The sequence below is a fragment of the Candidatus Binatia bacterium genome, assembly GCA_036382395.1.
GTDB lineage: Bacteria > Desulfobacterota > Binatia > HRBIN30 > HRBIN30 > JAGDMS01.
In genome coordinates, this window is the sequence record DASVHW010000099.1 from 1 (window position 1) to 12,540 (window position 12,540).

Genomic DNA, 12,540 nt, shown 5'->3' on the forward strand with positions numbered 1-12,540 from the left:
TGCTCAGTGGGCTCAAGCTGCCCGGCTGTTCGGTGAGGCTGTGCAGGCGGATCCTCGCGATGCGCTGGCGCTGTACTATCGTGGCTTGGCACAAGGGCACGAGGGGCTTTTTGCGGCAGCGATCCAGGATATCGACCAGTCACTGAAACTGAATCCAACGCTTCCGCACGCGGCCTTGGACCTCGGCATTGCCTACTTCAACGCCAGACAGTACGCGCCTGCGAGAATCTGGATCGAGCGAGCCTATGAGCAAGGGACAGAACGCTTTACGGCGGCATACTTCTTGGGGTTGACGCTGTATCGTTTAGGCGAGGATGCGGCGGCTCAGACATACCTGAAAGAAGCCGAGGCCGACCCGGATCTGCGGCCGTCGGCGCACTACTATGCGGGCCTGGCGCTGCTGCGGCAAGGCAAGCCGGAGGCGGCGCGCGGCGAGCTGGCTGAGACCGCGCGGGAACAGCCGCAGTCCGAGATGGGCAAGGCGGCTCAGGCGTATGCGGGCGGCGCGGCGGTGCGCCAACCACCGGCGGGACTGGCACAGAAGCACAGGAAGCCGTGGTCGTTATATGCGGCGCTTGATTTTCAATATGACAGTAATGTGGTGATTGCGCCGTCGGACTCAGAGGTGAAGACGGAGGAGGGCATCAGCCGCCAGGCCGACGGCCGCGGGGTGATTGCCGCCGGGGGGAGTTACGTTCTGCTCGACGGTGATGCGGGATCTGTACGGGCGCAGTATGACTTGTACCAGAGCGTGCATTTCCGCCTCACCCAGTTTGATCTGCAGGGGCACCGCGTGCGCGTCGATGCGGCTTCCAAGCCGGCTGCGCTGCGCTACGGTCTGGCGTGCACGTACGACTTCTATGCCCTCGACTACCAGTCGTTTTTTCATGAGGGGTTGGCCACGCCTTGGGTCGCACTGGCGGAAAGCCCCGCCGCCGCGACCCAGGTATACTACACGCTTCGCGGTCGTGAATTCTTCCGCAAGCCATTCAGTTCGGAGCGTGACGGCATCGACAACGCTGCCGGTCTACGGCAGTATCTGAACCTGGGGAGTGCGGAGCGGATCTTGAGCTTCGGCTATCAGTTCGATTCCGATGACACGACCGGGAACGATTTCAAATACGACGCGCACCAAGTGGACGTCGGCGTTACTGTTCCGATTCTCGATCTGGCCAGTGCCCAACTCGGCTATCTCTTTCGCCTCGAAGACTATCAGTCGCCAAACAGTCGTGCCGGGTTGCAAGGGTTCCAATTCCGCCGCCATGATAACGAGCATCAGTTCGCTGTGGCGCTGTCACATGATCTCACGCCCGAGGTGGCGCTCACGCTGGCATACGTGGGTGTCCTCAATAACTCCAATATCCGTAGCTTCGAGTATGATCGCCATATTGTATCGGGTGGCGTGCGGGTGACATTTTGAGGCGCGCCGGATGAACCACGAGGTGATGAACAGACTCTTGGGCGTGCTAGCCATCGCCCTCGGTCTGGCCGTCAGCGCGCAAGCGCAGTCGGAAACCGGAACGGTGGCGGCGATGGTGGGAGCGCTGCAGATTCAGCGCGCTGGAGCCTGGCAGACGGGCAGCATCGGAGTGCCGGTGTTCGCCGGCGACCGGCTGCGCACCGGGGCGACCGATCAAGCCAAGATCGTCTTTCGAGAGGAGTCGGTTCTCGATGTGGCGCCGAACACGGAAGTACTGTTGGATACCCAGGTGTTCGATCCGGCCACTCGCCGACTGCAATCGCTGTTGCGCCTGAGCAAAGGGAAGATTCGAGCTTGGGTGAGCGAGTCCTATCATGAAGCGCGGGCCCGCTACGAAGTGGAAACCCCCACCGCCATCGTCCGGGTCCGTGGGACGGAGTTCATAACGGTCTATGATCCCGGGCCGGAACTCACCGATGTGCTGTGCCTCTCTGGGGAACTGGATGTCGTCGGGACACTGGGTGCGTTCGGCGGCAACGTGCAAGTGGGGCCGCACTTGCACTCTCAGGTCGCAAAGGGTCGCTTCCCGACGGCGGCGCAACGGATCGATGCGACGCAGGTGCAGCAGTACGTCGCTGGCCTGGAAATCCTCGGTACCGGCCACCGGGATGGTTTGAACATCGAGCACCCCGCTGTGGCCGGGCGTCTGCTCGCAGTGCAGGACGTACCCGTCGGTGTTGCACCGGCCGGCGCAGGGGAGATCGTCGTCGGAGCTCCGCAGGAGTTCCTTGTTGACCGGCTATCCCCCGACGTTCGCACCAACACCCAACCGCTGCTGGATTTCGAACGCACGCCGCCGGACCAAGTGCCGACCGGCGGTGTCAAAGTTCAGTTATATTGAGCGTGACCGGGGTTGTCACAGTCGGTGGTGCTTGAGCCTGTTTTGGTGTATAAGGCGGACAGAATCGCTGAACTACGACAGTATAAGGCGGAGACCTTGCAGCGTGTGGAATTTTGTGCAATGAACTGAAGCGATGTTCGATCCCAGTGGTTGGAAGGAGGTGACACGATGCGGTTTGGAATGAAGACTCAGGTTGCGGCAAGTTTTGTCGGCTTGGTGTTACTGGCTGGCGTGACCGCTGGCTGCGCCAAGAAAAGTGGCGCGGAGGATGGTATGGCCGCGCGCGTCGAGGCGGCAGCTAGCAAGGCGGAGGCCGCAGCTAACAAAGCAGAGGTGGCGGCAAGGGGCGCGGCCGATGCGGCGCAGCGCGCTGAGGCTGCAGCACAGAAGGCCGAGGCAATTTTCCACAAGCACATGAAAAAGTAGCAATCGGGCTGATCAAGAACGTGCAAAAGGGCGATCCTTCGTGGTCGCCTTTTTTGCGTTTACCGCCTTTCTTGAGCCGTGCGTTGACGCCGCCGAACGCATGGGTGTGCTTACGGTGAGACGGTGCCAAAGGTGACGAGCGTCTTTAACGCAGTTTTATCTTCAGCCGCCAAGCGGTAAGCCTCCGGGGCCGCAGTCAGTGGAAACCGATGCGTCACGACCTGATGCGCTGACACGATCCCGTCGGCGATGTAGCGGAGCGCTTCGCGAGTCTCGAGCGGGCCACAGGAGTAGCTGGGAATCAGCCGGATTTCCCGGAAGTAGAAATCGTTCATCGATAACGACAGGCGGGTTTCCGGCGGGGTGCCCATGAATTGGACCACCGTGCCGCCGCGCGCAACACACGCGAGCCCGGTCTCCAGCGCATCTATAGTTGCCGGGCCAACAATGACGATTTCTGCCCCTTCGCCCCCGGTGGCGCCGGCGACTTGTTGCGGGAGGTTGCCAACCGCGGCATCGAGAACGACATCGGCGCCGAGCTGGCGCGCCCGCTCGCAGCGGGTGTTCACGAGATCGGTGGCAATGACGGTGCGTGCACCCAGGTGCTTTGCCAACACCACGTGCAACTGTCCCATGACGCCGAGACCGATGATGAGAATCGACGCCTCCGCCACGCGGCCGGCGCGGGTCAATGATTTGACCACGCAGGCCGTCGGTTCCACCAGCGCTCCATCTTCGTCGCTGATCGTGTCGGGCAACAGCAGCGTGTCGCCGAACAGGTTGGTTTCGGGAACGCAGAAGTACTCCGCCATTCCGCCAGGCACGATGCGCGAGGCGCGCCACGTCGGGCACTGCGCAAACTCGCCGCGCCGGCAGGCACGACACTTCAGGCACGGTGCATGGTGATGCACGAAAACGCGCATGCCGGGTCCCAGGTGCGTCACCTCGGCGCCGACTTCTACGATTTCTCCCACCGGCTCGTGGCCAAAGACCAGGGGGGCCTTCTTGCGGATGTACCAGGGCACGACGTCACCCGAACAAATGCCGCAGGCGCGCGTGCGGACCAGCGCCTCCCGGGGCCCGGGACGCGGTACGGGGGCCTCCTCGACGCGGACGTCGAGGTAATCGTAGATTCGGGCAACCTTCATCGCCTCACGGAACGACGGCGAACTTTATCCCGTCTCCACGCTGGTGTTCGTGTAAAGCTTGCTCCAGGCTCCGGAGCGGATAGGCGCCGGTGATCAGCGCCTGCCCGTTGAAACTGTCGTTGGTGAGCAACTCATAGGCCCGGCGCACAGCCCGCGGGGTGAAATGAAAGGGACTGATGATGCGCAACTGATCATAGTGCAGCCGTTGCGTATCGAAGCGGCTCTGTGATCCACTTGGACAGCCGCCGAACAGCACGACCTGGCCGCCCCGGCGCGCTAGCCCGGGCGCCGCTTCCCATACCGCGACTTGCCCGGTGCATTCGATCACCACGTCAGCCCCGCGTCCGTGCGTGTAGTCGAGTACCTGCTCGCGGCCGTCGGGGAGTCCGCCGATGAACACTTGGTCGGCACCGAGCCGCCGTGCGTGTTGGGCGCGCTTTGGCCGGCGCCCGAGGACGGCGACGCGTTCGATCCCCATGGCCCGCAGCACAAGCAGGTGGAGCAGGCTGATGGCGCCGGCGCCGACGAGCACCACGGTGTCGTCCGGGCGCAAGGTGACGAATTCAAGGCCGTGGAGCACGCAAGCCAGCGGCTCGAGCAACGCCGCCACCGGAAAGGGCACGTTGTCCGGTTTGCGATAGAGGTTGACCTTGACGATGCGCGCCGGCAACTTGATGTACTCGGCATAGGCGCCAAGGACCATGGTTTCCATCACCGTTTCACAGAGGTTTTCCTGGTCGTGCTGGCAGTAATAGCACTGGCCGCACGGGGCCGTGGGTACCGCCATGACCGGATCGCCTTCGCGAAACCCGCGCACGCGTGAGCCCAGATCCGCGATCTCGCCAGCGAACTCGTGCCCGAACGGTGTGGGCATGGGAAACTTGGGATGGCCTCGCAGGAAGGCCTTCAGGTCAGTGCCGCAGGTGAGGGCGGCGCGAATGCGAACCACCACCTCTTCGGGGCCGGGGAGAGGCCGCGGTACTTCACAGAGGGAAATCTCTCCTGGACGCACTAGGACGTGGGCCTGCATGAACGGGTAACGCCCCGTCCGCGTCGCTAGTGCGGACGCTTCTTGCTGCATGTCGTACCCGTATATGTGGGCCTCCGGCTTGTCAATCAAGTTCGCAGAACGCCGTCACCATAACCGGACTGGTTCGCCCGGCGGCAAGGCGATGATGCCCTCCGCCCACGGTGACTTCCCGCAGCGGGCGCGCTATACATAATCGTTCAATGCGGGAACCTTCGGCCGTAGGACAACGACATCCCGAATTCGCTGCGTTGCTGCGTGCCGTTGCAGCTGGACAACAGAAGCCCGTGTATCTCTTCACCGGTGAGCCGTTTGAAACCAAGCCGCCGGCGCATGCGCTGCTCGATGTGCTCGTGCCCGAATCTCGCCGCAGCTTCAATCTGGAGATCTACGATGGCCGAACCACTTCCCTGAGCCGAGTGATCGACAGCCTGCGTACACCCGGCTTCTTCCCGGGCGTAAAGGTCGTATGGGTGCGCGAGAGCACGTTGTTCCTCTCGGGTGAAAAGCGCTCCGACGTCGCGGCCGCACTGTTCCGCGCCTGGGGTGAGGGGCGCGAGCCCGACGCAGCGGACAAGCTGCTCACGTTGGTCGCGCTTGCGGGATGGTCGGACGAGCAGTTCCGCGAGACCCGCTGGTCGAGCGTTGCCAAGAGCCGCGTACGTGAGGTGTTCGGCGGGGATCTGGAGGCGGGAGAGCTGGCCCAGCTCGATGCGGTGCACGCTGCATGTCTGGCGCGCGACCTCGGTGTGAGTGCCTACGGTGACGACAGCGCGGCGCTGTTGGAATTCCTCGACGCCGGCGTGTCGCCGCAAGCGGTCCTGTTGTTCACCGCGTCGGCCATCGATGCGCGCAAGCGCGTGTGCAAACGGCTGCGCGAAATTGGTGGGGTGGTCGATTTCAGTGCGGCGCGAGAGCGCAGCGGTGCCTTGAGCCGGGACACCGTGGAGGATCTGGTGCGCGAGGTCGTGGCGCAATTTGACAAACGGCTGGCGCCCGGATCTCAGGACCTCATCCTGCGGCGGGCCGGTACGGATCTCGCCGTGTTCGCGATGGAGTTGGAGAAGCTGTGCTTGTACGTCGGCGAGCGGCCGGCGATCACCGCGGACGATGTCCGCGCGGTGTTTCGCGACATGGGCGAATCGTGGATCTTCGATTTTACCGCCGCTTTGGCGAGTCGCCAGTTAGCCGAGGCCCTGCCACTGCTGCGGGGACTGATCCAGCAGGGCGAGCCGCCCTTGCGGCTGCTGGCCATGGTGGCACGCGAGGTGCGCCTCTTGTTGGTTGCCCGCGAGTGTCTGGCTGAGGCGCTGGGTGGCAAGTGGCGCCCGGACACATCGTTCAACGTCTTTCAAGCGCGCATCCTTCCGCAGGTGGACGCCGATACCCGCCAGGTCTTCGGAAACGCGCACCCCTTTGTCCTGTATCGCCGCTTCCAGGACGCGGCCCGCATCAGTGCCCGCACCTTGCGGGACGCTCTCGGGCAGTTGTCGGAGCTCGACATTCGGCTGAAATCCTCGCGGGGCGATCCGGCGATCCTGCTCGAGGCCTTTGTCATGGACTGGTGCGGCACGGACAGTGCGCCGCGTCAACGTGCCCGGGTCGCATGAGAAACATCTTTCGCCCCGTTGCAGGCCGTGTCGAGCCGGCAGCCTGGGCTTCGGCCAAAGTCCAGGCTGCCGGCGCTATCAGGGCAACCCTCCGCTTCGCGAAGGGTGACTTTCTTGCGGATGTAGTCGGTCTCCTGTTGCTGCTCCCGGTGGCGGTGATGAGTTTCGTACGCGACCGCTGCATCCAGTGGGCGGCCGCACTCGCGTACTACACGCTCATTGGTCTGGTGCCGCTGCTGATCGTCCTCTTCTCATTCATCAAGTGGCTCGGGCTGCACCGGTGGCTCACGCCGTTCATCGTCACCACCATCGGTGCCGGCTCACCGGAAGTGTCGCTGCAGATCGTCCGCTTCGTCGACCGCACGAACGTGAATGCGGTGGGTATGCTCAGTCTACTCGGAGCGATACTCGCGATTGTTGGGATATTGGGAAATGCCGAGCTCTGCTTCAATACCATTTGGGGTGGTCTTCCCGGCCGACCGTGGTGGGGGAAGGTGCGCGCGTTCATGGGCGTGGCGGTGGCCGCGCCCGTCATGCTGCTGCTAGCTTTGGCCGGCACCACGTTCTTCCGCCGCGGCACCACGGCCTGGGCCTTTTTCGAGCAGTTCTATCTCGGGGACGCGGTGCTCTTCGTGCTGCGACTCTCGCCGTATGCGCTGCTCTGGGTCAGCTTTACGATGCTGTACACCGTGCTGCCGAATCGGCCGGTCCGGCTGCGCTCGGCCCTTGTCGGGGCGGTAGTCGCCGGCTCACTCTGGCAGTTTGCGCAATGGGGCTACGTCACGTTCGTGATCAAAATGGTGCGCTATAGCGCCTTCTACGGCGCCCTGTGGCAACTGCCGATCTTGCTGGCCTGGGTCTACGTCGCGTGGTCGATCATCCTCTTTGGTGCCGAGGTGTGTCGGGTGCACCAGGAGGAGCATGAAACCCGGCTCAAGTCGTTCCGCGCCGCACCACAAACACCGGGCACGGCGCGTGCCGAATGATTTTCTCCGCGACGCTTCCCATCACCAGATGTTCGAGGCCGCTGCGGCCGTGCGTCGCGGTTACAATCAGGTCCACGTGGCGCTGTGTAGCGATTGCCAGCAGTTGCTCGTAAGGGTCGCCGATATCCACCACGAACTCGCACTTCGAGTATCCGTCCGTCCATTTCTGACGGATGTCCTCCAGCAACGAGCGGGCCCGGTTGCGCGCTTCGTCGAAGGTGAGGGTCGGTCGTTCATGCTGATACAGCTCGCCGCTAGGGACGTGGATGATGTGCGCCAGAAGGAGGGTTCCGTCGGAAACCCGCGCGAAACGTCCCCCGTATTCGATGGCGCGATACGAAGCCTCCGAAAAATCCGTCGGGCAGAGAATCGTCTTGAATTCGCGTGGCATGCTCGTTCTCCTTTTTCTCAGGCGATAATGTCGGCGGCCCGCAGCTCTGCGACCGTCGCCGCACTCAATCCGAGAACGCTCTGCAGGACCGAGTCCGTGTGCTCGCCAAGTAGCGGCCCCGGGCCACGCACTTGACCCGGCGTCTCGGACATTTTGAAGGGCACGCCATCGAATTCCACGGTCTCGCCTTCCGGCGTGGCGATCCTTGCCCAGTAACCGCGGGCTTGCAAGTGCTGATCTCGGCGACAGAGGTCTTCGGCGTTCGCCACTACTCCGGCGGCCACCCCTGCGCTTTGCAGATGAGCCATGACTTCTTCCGCGGTGCGGTTCCTGGTCCATGACTCGACGTGGGCATCGAGCGCGATGCGGTTGGTGATGCGTGCGCGCTCGGTGGCGAAGCGGTGGTTGCCCGCCCACAGTGGATTGCCGAGGGCGCGCCGGAAGCGCGCCCAGTCGTCCTCGTCGAAGACGGCAATCGCACACCAGCGATCGCGTGCCGGCCCAGCACCCGGCAGATCGGCGCAGCGATACACGCCGTGCGGTGCTGCCGGCATTTCCTGAGAAGCGTTGCCGATCGGCACGGCAGAGCGGCGATGCACCAGGATATCGAGCAGGCCGGAGCCGAGCAGGGCGGTCAGGTTTTCAAATTGGGACAAATCGATGCACTGACCTTCGCCTGTCCGGCGCCGATACCAAAGGGCCGTCAGAACGGCCAGGGCGCCACTGTAGCCCGCAGCCATGTCGGAGTACGAGAATCCCCAGCCGGCCGGCTCGCTGCCCGCATGGCGCATCAGCAGCGTGTAGCCGGACAACGCCTGCAAGGTAGGACCGTAGCTGACGTAGTCCCGGTACGGTCCGGTATGACCGAATCCAGACATGTTGAGGGCGATGATGTCCGGCTTCAGGCGACGGAGGCTCTCGTAATCCAGTCCCCAGTTCCGCATCACGCGTGCGCTGAAATTGTCGACTACCACGTCGGCCGTCGCGATGAGTCGTTGCGCTAGCTCAATCCCCGGCGGGGTATTCATGTTGATCACGATGCTCTGCTTCCCGCGGTTGAGATTGCCGGTCAGACCGCCGCGGCGCGAGCCGAAGTCCAGGGCATCACGCCGCTCGATCTTGATGACCTCGGCGCCGTGATCGGCGAGGACACGTGTTGCCACCGGCCCGGCAACGACCCACGTGAAGTCGATGACCCGCACGCCATGGAGAGCGCTGGGAGGGAATTCCTGGGTCCTGAGTGCTGAGTCCTGAGCCGGTGTGCTGCGTTCGCCGCGCTGTGCTCCGATCTGCGCCAGTACGTCGTTGGTGTGCTCCCCTAATAGCGGTGGGCGTCGGCGGATACACCAAGGCGTCTTGCTGAACACGTATGGCGCGCCGGGGTAGGTGAGGGTCTGTCCCAGTTCATCGTGCTGCACAGGGACAAAGAAACGGCGCTCGATAAGCTGCGGGTTGTGCGGCAACGTTTCCGGTGCAAGCACCGGGGCGTAGGGGATGCGCCGGAGTTGCGCGCCCTCGACCAGGTCGGCGACGGCGTAGTGTTTGACCCACTGGTCGAGCACGTCGAAAAGATGATTACAGTGGTCGCGCCGGTAGTTGAAATCTTCCCAGGCCGGCTCGACGAGGTCCTGCGCTCCGCCATCCGCCTTCGCCCACTCGACCAACGACGTCCAGTCACACAACGTACAGTGCGTGACGTAGCCGTCCTTGCAGCGGGCCACCCGGAAGTAGTGTGTCCAGTGCAGGCTGCCGTGACGTTCGGCGATGCTGCCGTTCTGATGGAAAAAGCTGCTGGCGTGTTCGATTGATGCCGCGACGCATTCCTGCACGCTGACGTCAATCCATTGCCCGCGCCCGGTGCGCTCGCGCGCCAGCAGCGCCAGCATGGCGCCGATGGCGGCATACGTGGAGGCGCTGTGATACGCCTGCAGTCCCAGTCCTTGCAGCGGCGGCTCATGCGCAAAGCCGTTCACATAGACCATACCGCCGAGCGCCTGTGCGATCAGGTCAGAGCCGCGAAAATCGCGGTACGGGCCCGTCTGCCCAAACGGCGTGATGGAGACTAGCGTCAGGCGCGGGTTGTGCGCAGCCAGCTCCGCGTAGCCCAACCTGAGACTGTCGAAGTGGCCCGGTGCCGCTGTTTCGACGATCACATCCGCCGTGGCAGCGAGCTGAACGAAGCGCTCGCGGTCCGCAGGAGCGTTCAGATCGAGCGTGATGCTCCGTTTGTTGGTGTTGTAGTGCCAGAAAAACAACGAGCCGTCTTTTCCTTCCTCACCGCTGAAGAACGGCCCAATGCGTCGCATCGCAACACCGCCCGGTGGCTCGACCTTGATGATATCGGCACCCATGTCGGCGAGAAGCTTGGCGCAATAAACGCCAGACTCGTCCGCCAGATCCAACACGCGCACACCGCGGAGACCGCCGGGCGACTGGGTCATACGCTGCCGGGATAGAAGAGGTTCCGTGCTAAGTCAACGCGCCAAGGAAGTATTGGCGTGCTCATCTGGCCCGGGTGAGAGCGGCGTCCCTGTCAGTCTTCAGGACGGATTTTCATCGCCCAAGCAACTTGTTGTTGATGGTCTCTTGCCGGCTGTGATAGCGGTAGCTGCCGTCCACGTAGAACGGGGCGCGTGGGGGGTGGTGAGGCCCCTGTATTTCGGCGAGACTCGATAGTGAAGGGGAAACATCATCCACTCAGGCCGGCTGGTACAGCCCTCGCCGCGGTCGTCCTTGTCTTCCTTGCCCTTGCCTCGCCGTCGTCCGCCGCGGCGCGAGGCATCGAGGGCACGACACAGGAGATGGAAAAGGTCACGCCCCAAGAGTTTCGCGGTGACGTGCGCAACCTCCCCAGGCTGCCTGCCCGCCTCAAGGTGTATCGACCCTTGTTGCCGGGACCAGGCAACACCAAGATACCCCCGAGCCGACCAGCCACTTCCGAGTCACTCCCTGTCCCATTGTCTATCCCTTTGGCACAGATGCCCAGCCCAGTGCAAAACTTCGCCGGTCTGAGTTTCGGCGACAGCTGTACCGGCAAACCGTGTGGCGCGGGCTGGCCTCCCGACGCGAACGGCGACGTGGGTCGGAACCATTATGTCCAAGCGGTCAACGACGCCTATGCCATCTACAGCAAAACCGGCACCCTGCTTGCCTCGTTCACGGAGGATCAGTTGTGGAGCGGTAGTGGAGCGAATCCCTGCAACGGTAATTCTCAGGGCGACTCCGTTGTGGTGTACGATCCGCTGGCGGACCGGTGGATTCTCACGCACTTTGCCTTCGCCACCGCTGGAAGCACCCCGATCTCGCCGTTCTACGAGTGCCTCGCGGTTTCCAAGACGAGCGACCCGGTTGCGGGCGGGTGGTGGCTGTATGCCCTGCGCATGGACCCAGGCGGCGTGGGAAAGCCTTCCGTCAGTACAATGAACGATTATCCCAAATTTGGCATCTGGCCCGACTGCCTTTACATGGCGGCCAATGGCTTCACGGAACCGAAGGGCAGCTTCGTGGGGGCGGAGTATGCCTCGTTTAGCCGCAGCGATCTGGAAAGTGGCACAGCACTCACATGGTCGATGGGCTTCATCAACACGACGGACCCCTTCACCATGATCCCGAGCAATCTGCTTGGCAGCTCGCCGAGCGCGCTGCCCCCAGCCGGCACGCCGAATTACTTTGTCTCCGAATCGCAGACCGCGTACGCCTTCGAGGTGAGAACATTCACGCCGGGCAGCAACTGTGGCGCTGGTGGTACCCTCAGCTCGGCAACGAATGTGAGCCAGACATCTTACTCTTTTGTATCTGGCGCGATTGTGCCTCAGCCGAACACCACGAGCACGCTCGATACGATTGACGACCGGCTGATGCAAAAGGTGCAATATCGCAAAGTAGGCAGCGCCGAATCGCTGCGGGTCGTCCACAATGTGGGCACCTCATCCTCCACGGTCGGGCAGCAGTGGGCGCAGATCAATGTCACGGGCGGCACGATTGCCACAACTCCGGTCCAGCAGCAAATCTATGCGCCGGACACAACCCTCTATCGTTGGATGGGCAGCATCGCTGCCGACAGCGCGGGCAACGTGGCGATCGGCTACAGCACCTCGAACGCCACGAGTCCGAACTTCCCGAGCATCGCGTACTCCGGGCGACTGGCGACCGATCCGTTGGATCAGCTGTCGCAAGGCGAGACGCAGCTCATCGCCGGCGCCGGCTCCCAGACCAACAACTGCAACGGCGCACCCTGCAATCGCTGGGGCGATTACAGCGCGATGAGTGTCGACCCCAGCGACGATTGCACCTTCTGGTATACGAACGAGTACTACAGCAGCCAGGCGAACGGTACTGCCGGAAATTGGCAGACGCGCATCGGCTCGTTCAAGTTTCCATCCTGCGGCGGTGCCGGGCCGACCAGCACCCCGACGAATATGCCTACGACCACCCCTTCTCGTACTCAGACTCCGACACCGACTAGTACGCCGACGGAAACCTCGACGGCGACGCCCACGAGCACCGCGACGCCGAGCAATACGCCGAGTTACAGCCCGACCGTCACCCCCACCACCACCCCGAGCAGTACCCCGACCGTGACGCCGACGACTAGTGCGACGAACACGGCCTCGCAAACGCCCAGCGCAACG

General features: G+C 63.2%; 10 protein-coding genes. 6 read left to right on the plus strand and 4 right to left on the minus strand.

The window, feature by feature from the left end:
• The 3 genes from VF515_04745 to VF515_04755 form a co-directional block, all read left to right on the plus strand.
• Positions 1-1,420 (plus strand): tetratricopeptide repeat protein (locus VF515_04745; protein HEX7406944.1); only part of this gene is annotated, 1,420 nt, incomplete at its 5' end.
• A gap of 10 nt (positions 1,421-1,430) precedes the next feature.
• Positions 1,431-2,321 (plus strand): FecR family protein, encoded by an 891-nt coding sequence (locus tag VF515_04750; protein HEX7406945.1) that lies wholly within the window; start codon positions 1,431-1,433, stop codon positions 2,319-2,321.
• A gap of 168 nt (positions 2,322-2,489) precedes the next feature.
• The gene (locus VF515_04755) at positions 2,490-2,747 is read left to right on the plus strand and encodes an alanine-zipper protein (GenBank protein ID HEX7406946.1); all 258 of its coding nucleotides are present in this window, start codon (positions 2,490-2,492) and stop codon (positions 2,745-2,747) included.
• A gap of 110 nt (positions 2,748-2,857) precedes the next feature.
• On the opposite strand, the gene VF515_04760 is transcribed toward VF515_04755, so the two are convergent.
• Positions 2,858-3,895, minus strand: coding sequence for an alcohol dehydrogenase catalytic domain-containing protein (locus VF515_04760; GenBank protein HEX7406947.1), 1,038 nt, complete (start codon positions 3,893-3,895; stop codon positions 2,858-2,860).
• Between the two features lie 4 nt (positions 3,896-3,899).
• Entirely contained in the window at positions 3,900-5,015 is a 1,116-nt protein-coding gene (locus VF515_04765; protein ID HEX7406948.1) for an alcohol dehydrogenase catalytic domain-containing protein, read from the minus strand.
• A gap of 110 nt (positions 5,016-5,125) precedes the next feature.
• Here VF515_04765 and holA point away from each other — a divergent pair, with 110 nt between their 5' ends.
• Both holA and VF515_04775 read left to right on the plus strand, forming a co-directional pair.
• Entirely contained in the window at positions 5,126-6,532 is a 1,407-nt protein-coding gene (gene holA / locus VF515_04770; GenBank protein ID HEX7406949.1) for a DNA polymerase III subunit delta, read from the plus strand.
• Positions 6,529-7,518 carry a YihY/virulence factor BrkB family protein gene (locus tag VF515_04775; GenBank protein ID HEX7406950.1) on the plus strand — a complete coding sequence of 330 codons (990 nt, stop codon included), beginning with the start codon at positions 6,529-6,531 and terminating at the stop codon, positions 7,516-7,518. Before holA ends, VF515_04775 begins: the two co-directional genes overlap by 4 nt.
• Here the strand turns inward: VF515_04775 and VF515_04780 are convergent.
• Entirely contained in the window at positions 7,466-7,909 is a 444-nt protein-coding gene (locus VF515_04780; GenBank protein HEX7406951.1) for a universal stress protein, read from the minus strand. The genes VF515_04775 and VF515_04780 overlap by 53 nt on opposite strands.
• A gap of 17 nt (positions 7,910-7,926) precedes the next feature.
• Positions 7,927-10,350, minus strand: a complete 2,424-nt coding sequence (locus VF515_04785) for a CoA transferase (GenBank protein HEX7406952.1) — start codon at positions 10,348-10,350, stop codon at positions 7,927-7,929.
• A gap of 549 nt (positions 10,351-10,899) precedes the next feature.
• Between VF515_04785 and VF515_04790 the strand changes: the two genes are divergently transcribed.
• On the plus strand, positions 10,900-12,540 hold a 1,641-nt coding region (locus tag VF515_04790), incomplete at its 3' end, for a hypothetical protein (GenBank protein HEX7406953.1).

Excerpts from the sequence above, each read along its gene's own strand:
- VF515_04775 (HEX7406950.1), top strand. The coding sequence starts at position 6,529 with ATGAGAAACATCTTTCGCCCCGTTGCAGGCCGTGTCGAGCCGGCAGCC.
- VF515_04760 (HEX7406947.1), bottom strand. The coding sequence starts at position 3,895 with ATGAAGGTTGCCCGAATCTACGATTACCTCGACGTCCGCGTCGAGGAG.
- VF515_04780 (HEX7406951.1), bottom strand. The coding sequence starts at position 7,909 with ATGCCACGCGAATTCAAGACGATTCTCTGCCCGACGGATTTTTCGGAG.
- VF515_04785 (HEX7406952.1), bottom strand. The coding sequence starts at position 10,350 with ATGACCCAGTCGCCCGGCGGTCTCCGCGGTGTGCGCGTGTTGGATCTG.
- VF515_04755 (HEX7406946.1), top strand. The coding sequence starts at position 2,490 with ATGCGGTTTGGAATGAAGACTCAGGTTGCGGCAAGTTTTGTCGGCTTG.
- holA (HEX7406949.1), top strand. The coding sequence starts at position 5,126 with ATGCGGGAACCTTCGGCCGTAGGACAACGACATCCCGAATTCGCTGCG.
- VF515_04750 (HEX7406945.1), top strand. The coding sequence starts at position 1,431 with ATGAACCACGAGGTGATGAACAGACTCTTGGGCGTGCTAGCCATCGCC.